Genomic DNA, 21,826 nt, shown 5'->3' with positions numbered 1-21,826 from the left:
GCGCTGGGGGGGGGGCGTCCACGCCCGTCCGGCGCACGGCCCAGGTACCCTCTTCCTTGTGGCCCGGTGATGGCAGGAACGTCCATGGGCCCGGCCCGGTCCATCGAGAAACGGGCCCCGCTGTTCGGCGAAGGCAATCGGTTCGCCTGGTTGCTGGTGTGCCTTCTCGTCGCGGGCTTTGCCCTGCTCACCTCCGAAGTCCGCGAAGCCCTGGCGGGCGGGCAGGAGTGGATCGGCACCATCGACCAGCGGTTGCTCGCCTTCGTCGTCGAGCACCGCACGCGGTCCTTCAATCGGATCGCCGTCGATCTCACGGCCCTGGGCTCGGGTTCCGTCCTGTCGATCGTGACCGTGCTGTTTTGCGCCTTCTTCCTGCTCGATGGAAAACGGCTGCTGGCCCTGCATGCGCTGCTGGCCGCCGTGGGCGCCACGTGCCTGACGGGCGCCCTCAAGTCCGGGTTTGAGCGGTCGCGGCCCGACGTCGCGCTGCGGCTCGTGGACGCGCATGGGTTTTCCTACCCCAGCGGCCACTCGCTGGGCGCGGCCGCCATCTATTTCACCTGCGCGGTCCTCGTCGCCAGGCAGTTGCGCGGCGTCTCGTCGCGGTCCGCCATGTGGGTGTTCTTCTCGGCCGTGGTCGGCCTGGTCGGGTTCAGCCGCATCTACCTGGGCGTCCATTACTTCAGCGACGTCGTCGCTGGCATCCTGATCGGACTGGCCTGGGCTGCGCTGCTGGAGATTGCCATGGGGCATTTGGGCGGAAGAGTCCGGCGGGCGGCAGAGACCTGAATTTCTGGTGCCGCTTCGGTCGGCTTACGCTCGATGGCATCGGCATCGCGGAAAGAGAAGCGGCCAATACCACTGCCGACAATGATTTCGCCGGTCTCAACACTGTCTCCGCCGGCTCCTCCTGCCGGTACTTGTGGTGATTGAGCGGCGGTTTCACCATCACCTACAGTTGGGCCTGCATGGCTTCTCTCGCGTCGCTTGTTGTGTGGCCGCTTCAGGCTGGTCAGAGTCATTCGCACCGACAGGCTGAGCGACCGCTGCAATCATCAGCGGCCGTTCGTCATCGGCCACCTGGCCACTGCAGCGTCTCGGCCATACCGTGCGCCTGATGGCACTAAGGTTCGTCATTCCTTACCTCGCATTGGGGTGGTGGCCACCGCTGCGCCCCTGCCTGAACTAAGGTTTGGCCTGACCGGATGCCACAGTATGGGCGCTCCAGCCGGCCCACTGCCTAGCACGTTGCAACCGGCCGCCGGTGCCGGCCTTGGCTATCGCAGGAAGCTGACGCAGGTGGCCGCCACCTACAATCTAGGACAGTTTCCAGCTGGATGGCTATGGCAGACGACGGGCAACTTTTTGTCTTGTGCGACACCAATGTGGGCGCGCGCGATGCCCACCTTTTTCGCAAGAAGGGTGGGCCGCTTCTCATTGACATGCTCCGCGCCAAGAAGGCAAAGCTCTTGGTGCCCGATATCCTGCGCATCGAGTACATCAAGCAGTTCACCATCGCTGGCGACGAAGCTTTGCAGAAGATGGTGAAAGAGGTCGATAGGTTGAAAACGCTTTGCGGATTCGACCTATTCGGGTTGCTGCCAAAGTTGCAGTTTGGAGACGCTCAGGCCCGTGAGATATTGGATCAGCTTGAGGACGTCATCCATGTCGTATCCATGACGGATGCACTCAAGCTCGCCGCGTCCGACCGCTCCATGGAGGGTAGGCGGCCGACGTCGAAGTCCGACCACGGTTACAAGGATTGCCTCATCTGGGAGAGCGTTCTGACGCTGCCCCCGGGTTCCGAAGTGATGTTTGTGACTCGCGATGAGGTTGGCTTCTTCGAAAATGGTGTGCTCGCCCCCAGCCTTGCCAAGGAGGCCGTGGCCAAGGGGCTGAAGCTGACTGCGTTCAGAACTACCGAGGCGAATGGCGTGTCGCCAGTCGTCGATGCACTGAAGACTCGATTTGCAGACCTGGCTTCCATGCGCACTGCTGACGTGTTGATGGGAGACCATCCCATAGTCCAGGCGTACATGAGAAATGAGCGCGCCGCACCAGTTCTGCAGGTGCCGGCTGCCGTGGTGGTGCCGCAGCCGGAGGTCCAGCCCGGCGAGCTGGAGGCTTTGCTGACAGCTCATACGAGGCACCTGACCCTTCTGGACATCAAGGCCCTTGGGTTCGTCGGTTTTTTGGACCGGGCAGGTAAGCAGCAAGCCATCGACCTGCTCGTGCAGTCTGGCGCCACCGCAGACGCGGCGCGCAACGCGCTGGAACGCTTGGCGTTGGCCGGCCTGATACGGGACACCGGGCACAACTACTTGGCCGTCAAGGGCGAGCTGCTGGAGAAGGCTGTGCAGCAGGCTGAGGCTGAAATGATTGAGCTCACGGGCTTCGGAGGCTGAAGTGGTGGAGTCCTCTACCCGCATAAAAGTCCTTGAGCGCTTGGCTCGATCGACTACCCCTGCTGCCGATGAGGCGATCAAGCGCGCATGCGAGCAGGCAATTGCCAGCCTCGTAGACGGCGTCGACTACGAAGCTCTTGAGTTCAGTCTTGATGTGCTGCTCACGGTGGGATTTCGGCACAGCAAGGAAGTCGTAGTCGCCGCGGACGGCTTCCTGCGCACGGTTGAGAGCCGGGCGTTGGTGAATTCAGATGAGCATGGGGCACAGCTGGAGGCGCTATCCCAATATCGCAACGCTCATAGGTTGATGACCAAAGCCATCGACTTGCTCAACGCCTTGCGATACCTGGAGACACCAACTGTTGTGGACAGCCTGCTGTGGGCATCGAGGCATGATGAAGAATCGGTGCGCAAAGCTGCGCTCTCAGACCTGACGGGCCTGGCCAAGTACAACATCTCCGTGTACTTCGGCGACGGGGCAGCCAAAGGTATCGGCTCACGGCCTCAATTTCTAGTCATTGAGACCCTGGAGAACAAGTGTGACGACTACCTGAGACAATACTTGCGTGGCGTGCTGACGCTCTTAGAGGGCCTTCTGTCGACATCCATGGAATCGACGAAGTGGTCGTCTACCGGCGTGACGTTGTCTCAAGCAGTAGCTCCTGCTCACAAGGGTGTAGTCGAGGTCCGCACACGAAGCATTTCTCTGGTGAAGAAGCTCTACCGGCTCGTTGAAAGCAAGTCGCAGAAGCTGTCTGTCATCAGAGCGATGAATACAGCAGCCCGAGGTGATGGCAGGGGGGCTTTCGACAAAGATTTTGCAGAGATGATTTCCGTGAACGCTCAGGAGGTCCTGGGGTTCTTTGGCGATGTCGCCAAAGAGGAAGACGATCTGCAGATCATTCAGAAGGTCGAGCATGACAGCTACTGGATTCACTACCACACTGCATCGGTGGAGGTGAAGGCGACTGCGCTTGAGGTTAAGGCAATCATCGACGCTAACGCAGAGTACAGCGTCTACAAGACGCTCGTTGGCTTCGAAGGGATATTTGGCGATTGGGCGAAGGAGCATAGAGACGAGTCCTTCACGCTTGGTTCTCAGGAATCTAGAGCTAGACAGTCCAAGATTCTGGCCGCACAGGTTCCAGCTGATGGCTTTGATGTGTGGCGCGCTCGAATCTTGAGGTTCTCTCAGACCGAGTCCAACGACCTGGCCACTTTTCCCGTCTTCTATGAGTTCCTGGCCGAGGTTGCGGCGTCGTACCCCGACTTCGGCCTTGAACTGCTCACCGAGCACGCCGAAGCACTGTCTCAGTTCCTCATACCTTTGCTTCGGGGTGTCTGGGACGGAGACAAGAGGGCGCAGCTCCTCCCTCTGATGACAAAGTGGATAGACGAGGCTTCGGAGAAGGAGACTTCATTCCTGAGCGCCTGCGCAAAGGTCTTCCTGTCGACCAAGGATGTCGACTTCGAAATCCTCGAGAAGATTCTCGAAAAGGCGACTCGCCTTCGCGACGTTTTCGTTATCCGCCAAGTTGCAACGGTGGCCGTCGGTAGGTCCGATTCGGGAGCCTGGAAGGCGGATCTGAAGAAGCTCTTCCTGCGTGCCTTGCCGCGCTTGACCGAGCTTGGGGATGCGGGCTGGGTTCGAGAGATTTGGTACAGGGAAGAGGCGACGGAGATGGTCGGCGAGTTCTCTCCTGATGAGCGCCGTGAGGTGCTGAAGAACCTGCGCCTCTTGCCACAGATCGACTACCAGGCCGAGGACGTGCTGGCAGCTATTGCCGAGCGAGAGCCCAGTTTGGTTGTTGAGTACCTGTGCGACCGACTCTATGACCCCAATGTAGCTGTCGCGGCAGTTGCTGAAAAGGCGGGCTACGACTACGAAGAGCTGCCGTACCAGTTCCACACACTACAGGACAGCCTTTCCAGGGACCCAAAGGCGGTTGTCGCCGAGGTTCTGGACCGCTACTCAGCCGATGATTCGCTCTTTGAGTTCAGGGGTGCAAAGCTGCTGCAGGCCATCTTTCCTCAGTTCTCTGAGGGCTTCCAGGCAGAACTTGTTCGCCTCATTCGAGATGGCGGCGAAAAGGGTCTTGAATTTGTTGCTGGAGTGCTGCGAGCCTACGGCGGAGAGGCTTTCATCCAGCCTGTTGCCAAGGAACTCATCAAGCGGTTGCCCCGGAGCAGCCCGCTCATCAACGAGGTAGAGATTGCGCTGATGAGCACAGGTGTGGTGTCAGGCGAGTACGGGATGGCGGAGGCCTACGACAGGAAGCGTAGCGAGGTCCTTGACTGGCTTCAGGATCCCGATGAACGCGTCCGTACTTTTTCTGCTAAGTACGTTAACGAGCTCCAGGCTATGAGTGAGAGTGAGCGTCGTCGCGCAGACGAGTCCATTGCCGTTCGGAAGTTTGAGTACGGCGAAGAGTAGGAGTGGCGAGCGGCCGCCAAGCCACTTGGCCGGCTGCTTCACTCTCGACAACGGTCATCGCTGCCAGCGCAGAGACAGGCATGCCAATGACGGCTTCATGCCCCGGAGCGTGGATCCGGCAACTTGCAGCGGAAGACCGCACCCGCTGCGTAGCAGCCTTCAATGTAGCGCGCGCTCCTCGACCGCAGAGCCCAGATCCGGCTAGCGCTTTCTAGATAGACGGTTGCTTGGCAAAGCACCCACCGCACACCAGCACACAGTCAAACCGGACCAATCCCACAGCACTAAGCCCCCCGCCGCACCGCCTCCCAGCTCAGCCCAAACCTCAGCAAGTACTTCCGCAACCGATCCGCATCATTGACCACCGCGCGCTGGGTGCGCGAGCGGTCGAACAGCCGGCGGCCGGCTTCGGAGAGCGTCGACGACTCCCGGCAAACCCGGACCACGGCTTCGAGCTGCAGGCGGTCGAACAGGTCCAGTGTGGCCGCGGCATCCGCCGGCAGCAGAACGTCTGGCGCGGCGGTGTCGCGCGCCTGCGCCTCCGCCGCCTCCCCGGCCGGCTGCCACAGCCACTGCAGCCGCTGGATCTCGGCGTCGACCAGGTCCGTCGAGATGCGGCCGCCTTCGGACAGCGTCGCCATGCGCGTGATGCTGGCCGAGAGGTCGCGGAAGTTGCCGCTCCAGCGGGCTTCCGTCGACCGGGCGAACTGCAGGTAGCGCGCCTTGGCCTCGGCGTTGAAGCGCATGGCGCGGCCGGACTCCGCCGCGGCCCGCGCCAGCAGGTGGTCGACGTTGGGCTCGATGTCCTCGGGCCGCTGCGCCAGGCCCGGCAGCGTGTAGGCCCACAGGTTGATGCGCGCGAACAGGTCTTCGCGGAAGCGGCCCTGCGCCACGTCGATCCGCAGGTCGCGGTGGGTGCCGGCGATCAGCTGGAAGTCGCTGCTGACCTCGCGGTCGCTGCCCATCGGCAGGAAGCGCTTTTCCTCCACGGCCTTGAGCAGCATGGCCTGCTCGTCCAGGCCCAGCTCGCCGATCTCGTCGAGGAACAGCACGCCCTGGTGCGCCGTGCGCAGCAGGCCGGCCCGGTCGGCCGCCGCGCCGGTGAAGGCGCCTTTCTTGTGGCCGAACAGGGTGGAGGCCGCGCCGTCGCCGCGCAGCGTGGCGCAGTTGACCTCGACGAAGTCGCCCTGCACCTGGTGGCGCGATTTCTTGAGCTCGAACATCCGCCGCGCCAGGTGCGACTTGCCGGCGCCGGTGGGGCCGGTCAGGAGCACGGGGGCGCGCGAGCGCACCGCGACGCGCTCGATCTCCTCGATCAGCGCGTTGAAGCGCGGGTTGCGGGTCGGGATGCCGCTCTTCAGGAACTCCAGCGCGTCCGCGCGGGCCTGCCCGAAGCGCCGGGCCAGCACGTCGTAGCGCGAGAGGTCGAGGTCGATCAGCGTGTAGCTGCCCGGGTTGCCGCGCGCCTGTTTCTTCGGCGGCGAGGTCTGCAGTAGCACGCCGGGGATGAAGCGCGCCTCCACCAGCAGGAACAGGCAGATCTGCGCCACGTGGGTGCCGGTGGTGATGTGCGTCCAGTACTGCTCGCGGGCGGGGTCGAAGCGGTAGCTGCGCGCCCAGTCGTAGAGGGCCGCGTACATCTCGCCGAAGTCCCAGGGGTCGGCGACTTCCATGGGCACCAGGTTCACCGCCGTGTCGGGCGAGACGTTGGCGATGTCCCGCGCCAGGACCTGGGCCAGCGCCTCGTGCTTGCGCGCGTGGAACAGTTCCAGCCGGTCGATCAGCGTGTCCTCGTGCTGGACCAGCGAGATGGTCGGCCGCCACTTCTCCCAGCGGCCCGCGCCCTGGCCGGCGTCCAGCTGGGAGCCCAGGAAACCGATGACGACGTTCTTGCGGGTCATATCTGTTTGGATAGTTGGCTAGCGGAAATTCTAGTTTCGCGGCGACCCTTCCGCAGGGACCAGCCCACCGGAAAAGAGATTTATCCAGATGAATCAATGCATTGCGGTCGATTTCGCCAGCGGCGGCCCGGCTGGCACACCGGTTGCAAAGTGAAAGCACGAACGACAAGCCGAAGAAGACGACGAGGAGAACCCCATGGCCAACGCCCAGCTCTTTCCCACGATGCCGCGCACCCCGCTGCCCGCCGCCATGGCGCGCAACGCCGAGCAGGCGCCGGCCTACGCGTTCAGCGCCCGGCACCAGCTGGCCCAGCTGGCGATGACGGGCTGCCTGAGCCGCACCTTCTATGCCGATGCGCAGGACCAGCTCGACCAGGTGCTGGCGCTGGTCCGGCAGCTGGAGCCGGCCTTCGTCGCCAAGGCGGCGATCCACGGCCGCGAGGCCGGCCACATGAAGGACATGCCCGCGCTGCTGGCCGCCAGCCTGGCGGTGCGCGACGTCGCCCTGCTGGGCCAGGTGTTCTCCCGCGTCGTCGACAACGGCCGGATGCTGCGCAACTTCGTGCAGATCCTGCGCAGCGGCGCCGTGGGCCGCCGGTCGCTGGGAACGCGGCCGAAGAGGCTGGTGCAGCACTGGCTGCTGACGGCCACCGAGCAGCAGCTGCTGCACGCCGCCGTGGGCAACACGCCGTCGCTGGCCGACGTGGTCAGGATGGTGCATCCCAAGCCGGCCGAGGCCTGGCGCGCGGCCTGGTTCGCCTGGCTGATCGGCCGGCCGTTCGACGAGGCGGCGCTGCCGCCCGTCACCCAGGCGTTCGAGCGCTTCAAGCGCGACAGCGCCCGGGGCGAGGCGGTGGCGGTGCCCGCGGTGCCGTTCCAGATGCTGACCGCGTTGGCGCTGAGTCTGGCCCAATGGGCGCAGATCGCCCGCACCGGCTCGTGGCAGATGGTGCGCCAGAACCTGAACACCTTCGCCCGGCACGGCGTGTTCGGCCTGCCCGGCATGGCCGAGGTGGTGGCCGCCAGGCTGGCCGATGCGCAGGCGGTGGCCCGGGCGCGGGTGATGCCGTACCAGTTGCTGGCCGCCTACAAGGCGGCCGGCGAGGCGGTGCCCGCGCCGGTGCGCGCTGCGCTGCAGGAGGCGATGGAGCTGTCGCTGGCCAACGTGCCCCGCCTGGCGGGGCGGGTGGTGGTGTGCCCGGACGTGTCGGGCTCGATGGGCATGGCGGTGACCGGCCATCGCGGTTCGGCCACGTCCAGTGTGCGCTGCATCGACGTGGCCGCGCTGGTGGCTGCGGCGGTGCTCCGCAGCAACCCGCAGGCGCGCGTGCTGCCGTTCGAGCAGGACGTGGTGACGCTGCGGCTGAACGCCCGCGATTCGGTGCTGGCCAACGCCCAGGCGCTGGCCGGCATCGGTGGCGGCGGCACCAACTGCAGCGCGCCGCTGGCGTTGCTGAACCGGGAACGGGCGGCGGTGGACCTGGTGATCCTGGTCTCGGACAACGAGTCCTGGGTCGATGCCAACCGGCGCGGCGCGACGCAGACCCTGCGCGAGTGGGAAGCGCTGAAGCAGCGCAACCCGCAGGCGCGCCTGGTGTGCATCGACATCCAGCCGACCGCGACCACGCAGGCGGCGGAGCGGCACGACATCCTGAACGTCGGTGGCTTCTCGGATGCGGTGTTCGCCATGCTGGCGGCGTTTGCCGACGGCACGATGGACGCCGGGCACTGGGTGGGAGAAATCGAAAAGCTGTCGCTGGCCACGCAGTAGGGCCACGACGCACACCGTTGGATGGTGTCCCGGGCGAATGCCTGCAGGAGTACAGCACCTTTGGCCGCGCGGGCCGGCAAGCCCGCAACGGAGAACCCGTAGGCCGCTCTTGCAACCTTCGTCGCCCGGGGCACCGGCCTCCGACACGACATGCGTCGCCGCGCGGCGAATGCCGGTGGGACTACATCCGTAGAACGTGTCTCACCATCGTTTGTCGCCACGCGGGGGCATCCGGTTTTTGCGCGAATGCTGGCAGGACTACATCCGGAACGCCGGGGGGTTCGAGTCCCCAGCTGGGAAACCAGCATGGCGATGTCTTGCCGTCCCTCGTCGCGCAGTTTGTTTTTTGGAGAGGCCCTGCTGCGAATGCCGGTGGAACTACAGCCTGCAACGCTCGTGGACGCGGGTTCGAATCCCGCCGGTCCCGCCGATGGGGGACCGTAGCTCAGTGGCAGAGCACGATGTTTCACCAATACTCGCGCAGCGGGGCATCCCCTCTTTGTCGACAGATGAGAAGGAGAAGAAGCACATGTCGGACCTGAACTACGAGGTCGAAGAAGTCGCCGGCGGCGTGCCGGTGAAGATGTGGACCAAGGGCGTCCCGGTCGAGGCGGAGGCGCGCCAGCAGCTGGCCAACGCCGCCCGCCTGCCCATCGTCTTCAGGCACGTCGCGGCCATGCCGGACGTGCACCTGGGCATCGGCGCCACCATCGGCTCGGTGATCCCGACGCGCAAGGCCATCATCCCGGCCGCCGTGGGCGTGGACATCGGCTGCGGCATGATGGCCGCCAGGACCACGCTGCGCGCCGGGGACCTGCCCGACAACCTGGGCCCGCTGCGCGCCGCCATCGAGCAGGCCGTGCCGCACGGCTCCGCGCCCCGGCACCGCGGCCGCGACCCGGGCAGCTGGGAGAACCCGCCCGAGACGGTGGACCAGGCCTGGGCCACGCTGGCCGACGAGTTCGACGCGCTGTGCCAGCTGCACCCGCGCCTGAAGAACACCAACAACCGCAAGCACCTGGGCACGCTGGGCACCGGCAACCACTTCATCGAGGTCTGCCTGGACGAGGCCGGCTTCGTCTGGTTCATGCTGCACTCGGGCTCGCGCGGCGTGGGCAATGCCATCGGCACGCACTTCATCGAGCTGGCCAGGAAAGACGCCGAGCGCCACCAGCGCAACCTGCCCGACAAGGACCTGGCCTACTTCGAGGAAGGCGCCCAGTACTTCGGCGACTACGTGCGCGGCGTGTCCTGGGCGCAGAAGTTCGCGATGAAGAACCGCGCGGTGATGATGGCCAACCTGGTTGCCACGGTGCGCTCGGTCATCCCCAAGCCGTTCGAGGCGCAGGTGGAGGCCGTCAATTGCCACCACAACTACGTGCAGCAGGAGCGCCACTTCGGCGAGGACGTGTTCGTGACCCGCAAGGGCGCGGTGAGCGCGCGGCGTGGCGAGATGGGCATCATCCCGGGCAGCATGGGCGCGCGCAGCTACATCGTGCGCGGCCTGGGCAACCCGGAGAGCTTCGAGAGCTGCAGCCACGGTGCCGGCCGGGTGATGAGCCGGACCAAGGCCAGGAAGACGTTCACGGTCCGGGACCAGATCGAGGCCACGGCCGGCGTCGAATGCCGCAAGGACGCCGACGTCATCGACGAGATCCCGATGGCCTACAAGGACATCGATGCCGTGATGGCCGCGCAGAAAGACCTGGTCGAGGTGGTGCACACGCTGAAGCAGGTGGTGTGCGTGAAGGGCTGAACGGATGGATGGGCGCCCCCTGGCGCCTGCCCGTTCGCGACGGGATGAATGGAGGGAGGAAGAACATGCAGGAAGAAGCGGTGCTGAGCGCGCACCCCGTGTCTGACGGGATGCGCGCCACCGTGTGCGAGCATCTCGCCGCGCTGGAGCGGCGGCACCAGGTCAAGGTGCTGTTCGCCTGCGAATCCGGCAGCCGGGGCTGGGGCTTCGCCTCGCCTGACAGCGACTACGACGTGCGCTTCGTCTACGTCCACCGGCTGCCCTGGTACCTGGCGGTCGAGCCTGGCCGCGACGTCATCGAACAGCCCATCCGCAGCGACCTGGACATCAACGGCTGGGAGCTGCGCAAGACGCTGCAGTTGCTGCGCGCGTCCAACCCGACGCTGCTCGAATGGCTGCGCTCGCCCATCGTCTACCGGCAGGAGGCGCCGTGGGCGCAACGCCTGCGGGCGCTGGCCGAGGACGGCTTCTCGCCGGTGCGGGGCTACCACCACTACGTGTCGATGGCCAGGAAGAACCTGCGCGAGCACCTGTACGGCGACGTCGTGCGCTACAAGAAGTACCTGTACGTCCTGCGCCCCTTGCTGGCGGCGCGCTGGATACGCGAGGGGCGCGGCGTTCCGCCGATGCGCTTCGCCGCGCTGGCCGGCGCGACGCTGACGGACCCCGCGGTGCGGGCGGAAGTCAACGCGCTGCTGGAGGTCAAGATGCGCGCGGGCGAGGCGGCGACGAGCCCGCGCTGGGCGGGCATCCACGCCTTCATCGAGGCCGAGCTGGCCGCGGCGACGGCGCACGCCCCCGGCCCCGGGCCGCAGGCGGACGGGCGCCTGCTCGACCAGTACCTGCACGACGCCGTGCTGCACTTCGACCCGCCGGCCCGGCCCGCGGGAGGCGGACCATGATCGAGATCGACGGCTCCGCCGGCGAGGGCGGCGGGCAAGTGCTGCGCACCGCGCTGGCCCTGTCCATGTGCACCGGCCAGCCCTTCGCGCTGACCCGCATCCGCGCCGGCCGCGCCAAGCCCGGCCTGATGCGCCAGCACCTGACCTGCGTGCAGGCGGCCGCCCAGGTCTGCGGCGCCGCGGTCCAGGGCGCCGCGCTGAACGCGCACGCGCTGGCCTTCGCGCCGGGGCCGGTGCGCGCGGGCGACTATGCCTTCAGCGTCGGCACGGCGGGCAGCTGCACGCTGGTGCTGCAGACCGTGTGGCCGGCCCTGCTGATGGCCGATGCGCCGAGCCGCCTGAAGCTCGCCGGCGGAACGCACAACCCCATGGCGCCGCCGTTCCACTTCCTGGCGCGCAGCTACGCGCCGCTGGTGCGCCGGCTGGGCGCCGGCGTCGAACTCCAGCTGCGCCGGCTGGGCTTCTACCCGGCCGGCGGTGGCGAGATCGAGGCGACGATCCAGCCCGCCCCGGGCCCGCTGCAGCCCTTCGACCTGCATGAGCGCGGCGCCCGGGTGGACGGCTTCGCCGAATGCTTCGCGCCGGCGCTGCCCCGCGCCGTGGTCCGGCGCGAGCTCGAACTGCTGGGCGCCGCCCTCGGCTGGAACGGCCCCCAGCTGCGCGAGGCGCCCGGCCGCCAGAACGAAGGGCCCGGCAATGCCCTGCTGGCGACCCTGGCGTACCAGAACGTGTGCGAGGTGTTCACCGCCTTCGGCGAGAAGGGCGTCAGCGCCGAGACGGTGGTGCGCGACCTCGTGCGCGAGGTGCGCGCGTACCAGGTCGGCACGGCGGCGCTGGGCCCGCACCTGGCCGACCAGTGGGCCCTGCCGCTGGCCCTGGCCGTGTGGCAGAGCGGGCGCGAGGCCGCCTACACCTGCACCGAACTGACGCCGCACGCGAAGACCAACTTCGACGTGATCGAGCGCTTCCTGCCGCTGCGGTTCTCGACCGCGGGGGCGGACGGCTGCTGGACGGTACGGGTCCGGGGCGCGTAGGCCGTGGCGTGGGTCGCTCAGATGGGCTGGGCGGCCGGACCGGAGGGCGCGGCTGCCGGATCGGGACGCTCCGGCACCGTGTCGACCAGCGCCTCCCGGAGATGCCGGCTGAGGGTTCCGTCGGGCTCGCGGCCTGGCAATGCCACGAGCACCAGCCGCCAGATCTGGTCGCCGCTCTTGAAGAGGGTGGCATGTACCCGTCGGGTGGCGTTGCGCGCCATCGCTCCGTGGACCTGCAGCGTTTCCCGGCCGTGGACGGCGGCGGCGACCACGCGCTCGTCCATCAGCATGTCGGGCTGCACGGCCGCGGCCCAGATGCTCTGGTACTCCTGCAACGTCAGGTGGCCCATGCCTTCTTCCATCGCGAAGATGGCGACGACGCCGATCTTGTCCGAACTGAAGGTGTAGACGCTGTCGCCGGTATCGTTCTTCTGTTCGGCGTACAGCCAGCCCGGCGGGATGGCCGCGCTGGCGCCACTGACCGGGTTGCGCCAGCTGAAGCCCGCGTTGTAGTCGCGCCGGTCGGCGCGGATCTGCTGCATCAGCACCTGCTGGGTGAAGAACGCGGCAGCCACGACGGCCACCGCGCCCGTCATCCGCAGCCGGCCCAGCGGCAGCGCGTGGACCTGGAACGCCCCGCGGTCATAGCCCGTCGCGCGTCCGGCCTTCAGGTGCCGGTACTGGCGCCACATGGTGAACAGGTTGACGAGCGGCACGCCCATGGCCAGCGCCGACCAGTACAGGCCGAACAGGCGGCGCAGGTGCTGCTCGAAGGTCGGGCGCGCACCCGCCAGGGTGGCCACCTGCAGGCCCAGCAGCTTCTTGGCCGGCGTCGTGCCGAACAGTCCGGCGACCACGGCTTCCAGCGCCAGCGCGAACGGAAGCACGAACACGCCCAGGACGGGGCCGGCATTCGGCGAGCGCAGCCACATCGCGAATGCCGGGGACGCCCATTCCGCGACGGTGTGCATCACGTATCCGCCCACGACGCTGAAGAGGAGCAGGTCCGCGCCTCGCGCGAAGAAACGCCGCCACGGGCCGGCCAGGGGCAGCGTGGGCGCCGCCAGGGGAGGCGCACTTTCGGCGGCTGCAAATGGGGTGGCGGGCCCCGGGCCGCCGTCAAGCCGTGCGGGATCGGCGGCGCAGGCGCGCTCCGGCGGCGCGGCGAAGTCGGCCACCGCGTGCAGCGGCACCCACTCGGCGGCGGGGTCCGGCCCCGCGGAGCGCGCGATGGGCGTGGCCGGGCCGATGACGCCTTCGCGCAGCAGCGCCTGCATCTGCGCTGTGCTGAACGGGCCTCGTTGCTCTTGGTCTCGGCCGTACCACCACGCTTGGTCCATCGACTTCCCTTGGCTGCTGTGCGCCGGGGAATATAGCAACGCGGCCATGCGCTCCGGCTCCCGGCGGGGGCGCCATTTCGGTGGTGCTGCGGGCGCATGGCGTGCCGGCCGTCCCGCCGGTCTTCCGCCCGGCCCTGCGGGCCCGCGCGTGTCGGACAACGCCGCGTTCTGGCCGCGCCTGGCCGGTTCCGGCCGGGCGGCTGGCTATATTGGCTCGTTCCCCACCCGACGACACATGTCCACACTGGCACACACGCCCGCGCAGCCGCTTTCACCGTTCAGCGAAGAGGCGCGCTACCGGCTGCTGGTGGAGGCCGTCACGGACTATGCGATCTACATGCTTGATCCGCAGGGCCTGGTCGTCAGCTGGAATTCCGGCGCGCAGCGGCTCAAGGGCTATGCGCCGGCGGAGATCCTGGGCCGCAGCTTCGCCAGCTTCTACACCCCGGGCGACCGGGACGCCGGCGTGCCGCAGCGCGCGCTGGCGCAGTCGGCCGAGCACGGCCGCTTCGAGGCCGAGGGCTGGCGCGTGCGCAAGGACGGCAGCGAGTTCTGGGCGCACGTGGTGATCGACCCGATCCGCGGCGAGGACGGCCGCATCCTGGGCTATGCCAAGGTCACGCGCGACCTGACCGACCGGCGCCGCATCCAGCAGGAGCTGGAGCGCGCGCGCGAGGCCCTGTTCCAGGCGCAGAAGCTCGACGCCATCGGCCAGCTGACCGGCGGCGTGGCGCACGACTTCAACAACCTGCTGATGGTGATCCTGTCCAGCCTGACGCTGGCCCGCAAGCGCCTGCCCGACGACGACAAGCTGCGCCAGCTGGTGGACAACGGCCTGAACGCCGCGCGCCGCGGCGCCACGCTGACGCAGCGCATGCTGGCGTTCGCGCGCCGGCAGGAGCTCAAGCCCACGGTCGTGCACCTGCCGGCGCTGGTGCGCGGCATGGCCGACCTGCTGGCGCGCAGCCTGGGCAGCGCGGTGCAGGTGCACACGGAATTCCCGATCGCGCTGCCGCCGGTGCGGGTGGATGCCAACCAACTGGAACTGGCGCTGCTGAACCTGGCGGTGAACGCGCGCGACGCCATGCCGGACGGCGGCCGGCTGCTGATCCGCGCGCAGGAAGAGGCGGTGCCGGCCGGCCGCAGCGGGCTGCTGGCGCCGGGGCGCTATGTGCGCCTGTCCGTGGTCGACAGCGGCATGGGCATGGACGCCGCGACGCTGGCGCGCGCGACCGAGCCGTTCTTTACCACCAAGGGCTCGGGCAAGGGCACCGGCCTGGGCGTGCCCATGGTGCACGGGCTGGCCGCCCAGTCCGGCGGGCGCTTCGTGCTGGACAGCCGGCCGGGCGCCGGCACCACGGCCACGCTGTGGCTGCCGGTCGCCGACGCGGCGCCGCCGCAGCAGGCCGGGGACGGCGCGGCGCCGGCGCCGCAGGCCGCGCCGGGCGCGAACCTGCCGCGGCTGCGGGTGCTGGTGGTGGACGACGACCCGCTGGTGCTGTCCAGCACCAGCGCGCTGCTGGAGGAGCTGGGCCACAAGGCGCTGCAGGCCGGCTCGGCCGAGGAGGCGCTGCGCACGCTGCGCGGCGGTGCCGCCGTCGACCTGCTGCTGACCGACCACGTGATGCCGCGCCGCACCGGCGCGCAGCTGATCGCGGCCGTGGCGGCGCAGTTTCCGCTGCTGCCGGCGGTGCTGGCCACCGGCTACGCCGAGCTGCCGACCAGCCTGCCGGCCAGCGCCGTGCGGCTGGCCAAGCCCTTCGACCAGCCGGCGCTGGCCCAGGCGCTGGCCGAGGCGCTGCAGTGCAAGGGGCTGCTCCGGGGCTGATGCGGCGCTCCGGCGCCGTCCTACGCCCGGCCGCGGCGAATCTCGGCGCGCGGCGGGCCGCGGCCCGGCCAGGATGGTGGCCATGGAACGCAGCATGGCAGGTCCCGCGGCGCCCCTCGCCGCGTTTCTGGTCGAAGACAACGCGCTGATCCGCGAGCAGCTGATCCTGACGCTGGAGGAACTGGTCGACCTGCGCGTGGCCGCCTGGGCCGACAGCGAGGAGGACGCCGCCCGGTGGCTGCGCCAGCATCCCGACGGCTGGGAGCTGGCGGTGATCGACCTGTTCCTGCGCGAGGGCTCGGGCCTGGGCGTGCTGGCGGCCTGCCGCCGGCGCCGGCCGCGCCAGCGCGCCGTGGTGCTGACCAACTACGCCGACCCCGGCATCCGCGGCCGCTGCCTGGCGATGGGCGCCGACGCGGTGTTCGACAAGTCCACCGAGCTGGAAGCCTTCCTGGGGTTCTGCGGCGCCCCGGCAGTCTGAGGACGGGCGTTCAGCGCGGCCGGTCGAACTGCCGCCGCGCGAAGGCCCAGATCAGGCGCGAGGCATCCGGCCCGTGCGGGTCGCTGTAGGCCTCCTTGGCCGGGCCGCCGCTCCAGGCGTGGCCCAGCTGGGCGATCTCCACCAGCGTCGCCACGGTGCGGCGGCGCACCTGGTAGTCGGTGACCTGCATCGCGTAGCGCGTGCCGCGCTGCACCTGGCGCGGCGGCCGGGGCTGGGCGTCGGCCGCCGCGGCCCACAGCGCCGCGGCGTTGCGGCCGTTGGTGTCCTTCACCACCCGGTCGCTGCCGCCCTGCAGCACCAGCAGGGCCGGCCAGTGGTCGGCCATGGCGGCGGCGTCGGCCTCCAGCGGCGCGGTGCGGCCGCGCCCGTGCATGGCCGACAGCGCACCCAGGCCCGAGCGCGCGCTGCCCGGGGGCACGCCCGAATGCATGGCCAGGGCCTGGAAGCGCTCCGGATGGCGCGTGACCACCAGCGCCGCCATGCTGGCGCCGGCCGACAGGCCGGCGATGGCCACGCGTGTGCGGTCCGCGCGGTACAGCCGGCAGGCCTGCTCCACGGCCTGCATGATCAGGCCGACCTCGGCCTGGGCCCGGCCGTCGCGCGTGGCGAACCAGTTCCAGCAGCCGCTGGCGTTGGCCAGCCGGTCCTGTTCCACGTAGAGCACGGCGAAGCCCTGGCGCGCGCCGAGCTGGTGCATGCGCGTGCTGGCCGCGAAGCGCTCGATGTTCTGGTCGCAGCCGTGCAGCATCACCATCAGCGGCCAGCGCTGTCCTGCTGCGCGCCCGGCCGGCAGGAACAGCCGGTAGTGCCGCATGCCGGCCGGCCCGGCGGCCGCGCCGCGCACCCAGCGGCCGCCGGTGGCCGGGGTTGTCTTGGCGGCTCCGGTCGTCCTGGTGGTCTTCTTGGCGGCGGCTTTGGCGGCCCGTGCGGGGGCGCGCGCCGGCGCCGCCTTGGGCTTGCTGGCCTTGGCGCGGCGCGGCTTGGCCGGCAGCAGTGGCGCCAGGCTTTGCGACCACAGCCGGGTCAGGTTCTTCAATGTCTTGCGTCGGAGCATGCGGGCGGGCCGTGCAGGGGGCGTGCCAGGAAGGCGCCCAGTGTGCCAGCCGGCGCGCCCGCGCTGTCCTGCGGCTCCGCCGCCGTTCAGAAGCTGGGAAGGGATCGACCGTGCCCGCGACGGGAAGCGTCGGGCCCCAGGCACCGGCACAGGCCGCCACCCTGGCGGGTGCCAGGGCGAGGACTGCGACGCCCGCATGCGGCCTGCCGTGTCCCGGCCCGAAGGGCGCGGCCCCGGGCACGGCGGCGGCGATGTCCGAGTTCGCTTGTCAGGGGCCTCGCGTGGGTGCGAGGGATGCGTTCACCGCTTCTCAGGGCAGGCGCTGCTGCGTGCCCGCGTCGAACAGGTGCATCCGCGCGGGATCGATCGCCAGCTCGACCGCGTCGCCGGGCGCGACTGCCGTGCGGTCGTGCACCAGCACCTGCACGGCGTGGCCGGCCGCCTCGCAGGCCAGCAGCGTGTCGGCGCCGCTGAATTCGACGACCTTGACCTCGGCCCGCAGGCCGCCGCCGGCCTGCACGCGCAGGTGCTCGGGGCGCAGGCCCAGCAGCACCTCGCGGCCGTCGTGCGCGGCGGCCGGCGCCGGCAGCGCCAGGCGGCTGCCGCCGGCCAGCACGGCCTGGCCGTCCTGCAGCCGGGCCGGCAGCAGGTTCATCGCCGGCGAGCCGATGAAGGTCGCGACGAAGGCGTTGCCCGGCTGGTCGTACAGCGCCACCGGCGTGCCGACCTGCTCGACCCGGCCGTCGCGCAGCACCACGATGCGGTCGGCCATGGTCATGGCCTCGACCTGGTCGTGCGTCACGTAGATCGAGGTGGTCCCGAGCCGCTGGTGCAGCGCGCGGATCTCGGTGCGCATCTGCACGCGCAGCTTGGCGTCGAGGTTGGACAGCGGCTCGTCGAACAGGAACACCTTGGGGTCGCGCACCATCGCGCGGCCCATGGCCACGCGCTGGCGCTGGCCGCCGGACAGCTGGCGCGGCAGCCGGTCCAGCAGCGCGTCCAGGCCCAGCATGCGCGCGGCGCCGGCCACCCGGGCGGCGATCGCGTCGGCCGCGGTGCCGGCGATCATCAGGCCGAAGCCCATGTTCTGGCGCACCGTCATGTGCGGGTACAGCGCATAGGTCTGGAACACCATGGAGACCTCGCGCTGCTTGGGCGGCAGGTCGTTCACCACGGTCTCGCCGATGCGGATCTCGCCGGCGGTCGGCGCGTCCAGCCCGGCGATCATGCGCAGCAGCGTGGACTTGCCGCAGCCGCTGGGGCCGACGAAGACCGCGAACTCGCCGTCGCCGATGGCGATGTCGACGCCCTTGATGACCTGCGTGTCGCCGAAGGATTTGGTGATGCCCGAGAGGGTGACTGAAGCCATATCAACGATCGATGGCGCAGCACGCCAGTTGGACGAGACGGGAAGCCGCAGGGCGCGGCGCGGAGCCGGGGGGCGCGGAGCCGGCCAGGCCGGTGCGCCCGCGGCGTTGGCGCTGCCAGGCCGCTGGAGGCGCCCTTCTCGCGCAGCGCAGGGGGCGTGGCGGAGCGCGCCGCGCGGAAGCGGGGAGATTCACGGTGTCATCCACCCTTGACGCCGCCGGCCGTCAGGCCGCCGACGATCTCCTTCTGGATCACCAGCGTCAGCACCAGCACCGGCAGCGTGACCAGCAGCGCCGCGGCCGCCAGCGGCCCCCAGGCGATCTGCTCGAAGGTCAGCACGTTGTAGATCGCCACCGGCAGCGTGCGCGTCTCGCGCCCGGCCAGCACGGCGCCGAAGATGAAGTTGTTCCACGAGAAGATGAAGGCCAGGATGGCCGCCACCGTGATGCCCGGCCGCGCCAGCGGCAGCGCGATGTGGCGGAAGCGCTGCCAGGGCGAGCAGCCGTCCATCACCGCGGCCTCGTCCAGCTCCAGCGGCAGCGTCTCGAAGTAGCCGGCCACGATGTAGACCATGATCGGCACCGTGATCACCAGGTGCGTGATGACCACCGGCGCCAGCGTGCCGGTGAGGCCCAGCGCCTGGAACAGCGTGAACAGCGGGATCAGGAAGCTGATGGCCGGCGTCATGCGCGCGATCAGGATGGTCAGCAGCAGCTTCTTCGCCTTCAGCCGCGCGATGCCGTAGCCGGCCGGCACGCCGATGGCGAGCGCCAGCAGCGTGGCCAGCCCCGAGACCACGACGCTGTTGACGAAGTAGCGGAAGAACGGCCCGCTGTCGAACACCGCGTGGAAGTTGGCCAGCGTCGGCGGGCTGGGGATGAACACCGGCGGGTAGGCCAGGTTGTCGACTTCGTTCTTGAACGCCAGCGACAGCATCCACAGGAAGAAGCCGATCGCCGGCGAGACCAGCAGGAACACGCACAGCGCCAGCAGCGCCTTGTCCACGAGCCTACGCATCGTATTTGGACCGCTCGCGCAGCCAGAAGAGGAGCAGGCTCAAGGCCACCACCAGCACGAAGAACACCACGACCACCGCGGAGGCCTTGCCGATCTGGTAGAAGGAAAACGCCTGCAGGTACAGGTACAGGTTGATGGTCTCCGAGGCCGTACCCGGCCCGCCCTGCGTGATCACGTAGATGGTGTCGAAGGTCTTCAGCGCGTCGATCAGCCGCACCACGGCCGCGACCATGATGAAGGGCATCAGGAGCGGCAGCGTCACGTGGCGCAGCGTCTGCCAGCGCGTGGCGCCCTCCATGGTCGCTGCCTCGAACGGCTCGGTCGGCAGCGAGGCCAGGCCGCCCAGCACGATCAGCATGACCAGCGGCGTCCACTGCCAGATGTCCACCAGCACCAGGCAGGGGATGGCCAGCCGCGGCGAGTAGACCCATTCGCTCGGCGGGATCCCGACCAGCGACAGCAGGTAGTTCAGCACGCCCTGCTGCGGGTGGAACATCATGACCCAGACCAGCGCGATGGCCACCGGCGTGGCCATCATCGGCAGCACGAAGGCGCCGCGCCAGAAGCCGCGCCCGGCGAACTTGTGGTGGAACACCAGCGCCGCCGCCGTGCCCAGCACCAGCGGCAGCACGACGGCCAGCGCGGTGAACAGCAGCGTGTGCAGGATGGCTTCGAGGAAGCGCTGGTTGGTCGCCAGCTCCGCGTAGTTGGCCAGGCCGGCGAACACTGGCGCGGAGCCGATCTTCCAGTCGAACAGGCTCATCCACAGCGTGAACGCCCATGGGAACACGATGACCGCCAGCACCACCAGCACGGCCGGCAGGATGAACCACAGGAACGGCGAGACGCGGCGCTGCATCAAGCCATCCCGGTGTTCCACGGCGCTGGCGCGCCGCCCGCAGGGCATGCAACCGGGCCGCAGGCGGCGGCGCCGACGGCCGCGGAGCGGGCCATGCCCGCGCCCCCGCGGAACTGGCCTGGCCGGGCCACCGGGGACGCCCCCCGGTGGCGGGGATGGGATGTCCCCGCGCCGCGGGGGCATCCGGACGGCGGGCGTTCCATGCCTAGCCTTCGGACTTGGCCAGCACCGGGGCGAACTCGGCCGTCGCCTTCTTCAGCTCGGCCGCCACGTCGGCGCCGGTCAGCATGTTGTTCAGCGCGATGCCGTAGACGTCGCGGAACTCGGTCACCGGCTCGATGATGGGCAGGCCGGGCTTGGCGATGCGCAGCGACTCGGCCACGGCCGTGAGCCATTCGGCGGGCACCTTCAGGTTCGCGATCGCCTCCTTGTTCGAATAGGCCGACAGCCGCGTCGGCGCGCCCGAGCCGGTGGCCAGCATGCGCGCCTGCATGGCCTTGTTGGTGGCCCAGACGATGTACAGCCAGGCGGCCTCCTTCTTGCGGGAGTACGAGGAGATGCCGATGCCGTCGCCGAAGGTGGCCGAGACCTGGGCCTTGGGGCCGGGCGGCATCACGCCGTAGCCGACCTTGCCGACGACCTTGGACTTGGTGGGGTCCTCCAGCGGCGGCGCGAAGCCCGAGCCGTCGATCCACATCGCCGCCTTGCCCTGCAGGAACAGGCTCTGCGCCTCGTTCCAGTTGTAGCCGGCCACGCCGGCCGGGCCGGTGGCCTTGAGCAGGTCGCGGTACAGCGTGGCCGAGGCCACCGCTTCGGGCGTCTCGGTGGCGAGCTTGCCGTTGGCGTCGAAGAACTGCCCGCCCCAGCCGAGGAAGAAGCCGGTCCACAGCGGCACGTTGGCGTTCTTCAGCCCGCGGCCGACGAAGCCGGCGACGCCGCTGGCCGGGTCGTGCAGCTTCTTCGCGGCCTCCAGGATCTCGGCGTAGGTCTTGGGATAGGCCACGCCCTTGGCCGCGAACAGCTCCTTGTTGTAGTAGAGGATCCAGGGGTCCAGGTTCAGCGGCAGGCTGTCGATGCGGCCGTCGCTCTGCGTCGCGTAGAACATGCCGCCGGCCGAGTAGTCCTTCTGGTCGAAGTCCGGCGGCGCGGCATTGGCGAACAGGGGCCGCAGGTCCTCCATCCACTTGCCCTTGGCGAACTGGCGCTTCTGTACGTGGTAGGAGAGGTGCACCACGTCGAAGCTGGTGCGGCCGGAGTTGAACTCGATCACCGTCTTCTGGCGCGACTGCTGCTCGGGCATCTGCTCGGCGCCGACCTTGATGCCGGTGAGCTCCTCGAATTCCTTCTGGTGGCGCTGCAGCAGGTCGCCGCGCGGGCTCTTGATCAGGTGCACCTCGATGCTCTGGCCGGCGTGGCGCTTCCAGTCGAAGCCGCCCTGGGCGAAGGAGGCGGGCAGCGTGCCCAGCGCGGTGGCGCCGGCGGCGGCCTGCAGCAGGCCGCGGCGCTTGAAGAAGGGGGGATGCATGGGATGTCTCCGGGGAAAGGGTTGTCGGGTGCGGGCGAAGCCGTGGCCGAGCGCACGATACGCGCAGCGCCGGTCCCGCGCTTCGGTGTTATCCAGGGGCGCGGCCGCGGCGGCACCGGCAGTGTGCCGC

At 69.1% G+C, this 21,826-nt stretch carries 16 protein-coding genes; 9 read left to right on the top strand and 7 right to left on the bottom strand.

Annotated elements, in window-relative coordinates:
- Nucleotides 1-84: 84 nt before the first annotated feature.
- From QM782_RS07995 to QM782_RS07985, 3 genes are all read left to right on the top strand, one after another.
- Nucleotides 85-789: a phosphatase PAP2 family protein gene (locus tag QM782_RS07995; RefSeq protein WP_415202383.1), complete on the top strand. Its 705-nt coding sequence runs from the start codon at nucleotides 85-87 to the stop codon at nucleotides 787-789.
- A 554-nt stretch (nucleotides 790-1,343) separates the two neighbouring features.
- Complete coding sequence (locus QM782_RS07990) at nucleotides 1,344-2,405, top strand: PIN domain-containing protein (protein WP_415202382.1); 1,062 nt, start codon at nucleotides 1,344-1,346, stop codon at nucleotides 2,403-2,405.
- A gap of 4 nt (nucleotides 2,406-2,409) precedes the next feature.
- Nucleotides 2,410-4,839: a hypothetical protein gene (locus tag QM782_RS07985; RefSeq protein WP_415202381.1), complete on the top strand. Its 2,430-nt coding sequence runs from the start codon at nucleotides 2,410-2,412 to the stop codon at nucleotides 4,837-4,839.
- A 284-nt stretch (nucleotides 4,840-5,123) separates the two neighbouring features.
- On the opposite strand, the gene rtcR is transcribed toward QM782_RS07985, so the two are convergent.
- The gene (gene rtcR, locus QM782_RS07980; protein WP_415202380.1) at nucleotides 5,124-6,740 is read right to left on the bottom strand and encodes an RNA repair transcriptional activator RtcR; all 1,617 of its coding nucleotides are present in this window, start codon (nucleotides 6,738-6,740) and stop codon (nucleotides 5,124-5,126) included.
- A gap of 196 nt (nucleotides 6,741-6,936) precedes the next feature.
- Between rtcR and QM782_RS07975 the strand changes: the two genes are divergently transcribed.
- From QM782_RS07975 to rtcA, 4 genes are all read left to right on the top strand, one after another.
- Nucleotides 6,937-8,511: a vWA domain-containing protein gene (locus tag QM782_RS07975; RefSeq protein WP_415202379.1), complete on the top strand. Its 1,575-nt coding sequence runs from the start codon at nucleotides 6,937-6,939 to the stop codon at nucleotides 8,509-8,511.
- A gap of 529 nt (nucleotides 8,512-9,040) precedes the next feature.
- Nucleotides 9,041-10,267: an RtcB family protein gene (locus tag QM782_RS07970; protein WP_415202378.1), complete on the top strand. Its 1,227-nt coding sequence runs from the start codon at nucleotides 9,041-9,043 to the stop codon at nucleotides 10,265-10,267.
- A gap of 65 nt (nucleotides 10,268-10,332) precedes the next feature.
- Entirely contained in the window at nucleotides 10,333-11,169 is an 837-nt protein-coding gene (locus QM782_RS07965; RefSeq protein ID WP_415202377.1) for a nucleotidyltransferase domain-containing protein, read from the top strand.
- Nucleotides 11,166-12,203, top strand: coding sequence for an RNA 3'-terminal phosphate cyclase (gene rtcA / locus QM782_RS07960; protein WP_415202376.1), 1,038 nt, complete (start codon nucleotides 11,166-11,168; stop codon nucleotides 12,201-12,203). Before QM782_RS07965 ends, rtcA begins: the two co-directional genes overlap by 4 nt.
- Nucleotides 12,204-12,220: 17 nt before the next feature.
- Here rtcA and QM782_RS07955 read toward each other — a convergent pair whose 3' ends face one another.
- Nucleotides 12,221-13,702 (bottom strand): RDD family protein, encoded by a 1,482-nt coding sequence (locus QM782_RS07955; protein ID WP_415202375.1) that lies wholly within the window; start codon nucleotides 13,700-13,702, stop codon nucleotides 12,221-12,223.
- A gap of 76 nt (nucleotides 13,703-13,778) precedes the next feature.
- Here QM782_RS07955 and QM782_RS07950 point away from each other — a divergent pair, with 76 nt between their 5' ends.
- Both QM782_RS07950 and QM782_RS07945 read left to right on the top strand, forming a co-directional pair.
- The gene (locus QM782_RS07950) at nucleotides 13,779-15,371 is read left to right on the top strand and encodes a PAS domain S-box protein (RefSeq protein ID WP_415202374.1); all 1,593 of its coding nucleotides are present in this window, start codon (nucleotides 13,779-13,781) and stop codon (nucleotides 15,369-15,371) included.
- Between the two features lie 94 nt (nucleotides 15,372-15,465).
- Entirely contained in the window at nucleotides 15,466-15,852 is a 387-nt protein-coding gene (locus tag QM782_RS07945; protein ID WP_415202373.1) for a response regulator, read from the top strand.
- Between the two features lie 10 nt (nucleotides 15,853-15,862).
- On the opposite strand, the gene QM782_RS07940 is transcribed toward QM782_RS07945, so the two are convergent.
- The 5 genes from QM782_RS07940 to QM782_RS07920 form a co-directional block, all read right to left on the bottom strand.
- A complete protein-coding gene (locus tag QM782_RS07940) occupies nucleotides 15,863-16,927 on the bottom strand; it encodes an alpha/beta hydrolase family esterase (RefSeq protein WP_415202372.1) in 1,065 nt (354 codons plus the stop codon).
- Between the two features lie 310 nt (nucleotides 16,928-17,237).
- Entirely contained in the window at nucleotides 17,238-18,296 is a 1,059-nt protein-coding gene (locus tag QM782_RS07935) for an ABC transporter ATP-binding protein (RefSeq protein ID WP_415202371.1), read from the bottom strand.
- Nucleotides 18,297-18,493: 197 nt separating this feature from the next.
- Nucleotides 18,494-19,312, bottom strand: a complete 819-nt coding sequence (locus QM782_RS07930; RefSeq protein ID WP_415202370.1) for a carbohydrate ABC transporter permease — start codon at nucleotides 19,310-19,312, stop codon at nucleotides 18,494-18,496.
- Complete coding sequence (locus QM782_RS07925) at nucleotides 19,305-20,171, bottom strand: carbohydrate ABC transporter permease (protein WP_415202369.1); 867 nt, start codon at nucleotides 20,169-20,171, stop codon at nucleotides 19,305-19,307. Before QM782_RS07925 ends, QM782_RS07930 begins: the two co-directional genes overlap by 8 nt.
- A 205-nt stretch (nucleotides 20,172-20,376) precedes the next feature.
- Nucleotides 20,377-21,696: an ABC transporter substrate-binding protein gene (locus QM782_RS07920; protein ID WP_415202368.1), complete on the bottom strand. Its 1,320-nt coding sequence runs from the start codon at nucleotides 21,694-21,696 to the stop codon at nucleotides 20,377-20,379.
- Nucleotides 21,697-21,826 lie beyond the last annotated feature (130 nt).

Origin of the sequence: Pseudorhodoferax sp. (assembly GCF_047601025.1) — a bacterium.
GTDB lineage: Bacteria > Pseudomonadota > Gammaproteobacteria > Burkholderiales > Burkholderiaceae_C > Pseudorhodoferax.
The sequence above is the reverse complement of the archived record's forward strand: the minus strand, read 5'-3'. Positions and strand labels throughout refer to the sequence as shown.

What these genes read in the sequence shown, in the direction of transcription:
- rtcR (WP_415202380.1), bottom strand. Translation starts at nt 6,740, where the DNA reads ATGACCCGCAAGAACGTCGTCATCGGTTTCCTGGGCTCCCAGCTGGAC.
- QM782_RS07995 (WP_415202383.1), top strand. Translation starts at nt 85, where the DNA reads ATGGGCCCGGCCCGGTCCATCGAGAAACGGGCCCCGCTGTTCGGCGAA.
- QM782_RS07970 (WP_415202378.1), top strand. Translation starts at nt 9,041, where the DNA reads ATGTCGGACCTGAACTACGAGGTCGAAGAAGTCGCCGGCGGCGTGCCG.
- QM782_RS07925 (WP_415202369.1), bottom strand. Translation starts at nt 20,171, where the DNA reads ATGCAGCGCCGCGTCTCGCCGTTCCTGTGGTTCATCCTGCCGGCCGTG.
- QM782_RS07950 (WP_415202374.1), top strand. Translation starts at nt 13,779, where the DNA reads ATGTCCACACTGGCACACACGCCCGCGCAGCCGCTTTCACCGTTCAGC.
- QM782_RS07935 (WP_415202371.1), bottom strand. Translation starts at nt 18,296, where the DNA reads ATGGCTTCAGTCACCCTCTCGGGCATCACCAAATCCTTCGGCGACACG.
- rtcA (WP_415202376.1), top strand. Translation starts at nt 11,166, where the DNA reads ATGATCGAGATCGACGGCTCCGCCGGCGAGGGCGGCGGGCAAGTGCTG.
- QM782_RS07930 (WP_415202370.1), bottom strand. Translation starts at nt 19,312, where the DNA reads ATGCGTAGGCTCGTGGACAAGGCGCTGCTGGCGCTGTGCGTGTTCCTG.
- QM782_RS07990 (WP_415202382.1), top strand. Translation starts at nt 1,344, where the DNA reads ATGGCAGACGACGGGCAACTTTTTGTCTTGTGCGACACCAATGTGGGC.
- QM782_RS07965 (WP_415202377.1), top strand. Translation starts at nt 10,333, where the DNA reads ATGCAGGAAGAAGCGGTGCTGAGCGCGCACCCCGTGTCTGACGGGATG.
- QM782_RS07975 (WP_415202379.1), top strand. Translation starts at nt 6,937, where the DNA reads ATGGCCAACGCCCAGCTCTTTCCCACGATGCCGCGCACCCCGCTGCCC.
- QM782_RS07920 (WP_415202368.1), bottom strand. Translation starts at nt 21,696, where the DNA reads ATGCATCCCCCCTTCTTCAAGCGCCGCGGCCTGCTGCAGGCCGCCGCC.
- QM782_RS07940 (WP_415202372.1), bottom strand. Translation starts at nt 16,927, where the DNA reads ATGCTCCGACGCAAGACATTGAAGAACCTGACCCGGCTGTGGTCGCAA.
- QM782_RS07945 (WP_415202373.1), top strand. Translation starts at nt 15,466, where the DNA reads ATGGCAGGTCCCGCGGCGCCCCTCGCCGCGTTTCTGGTCGAAGACAAC.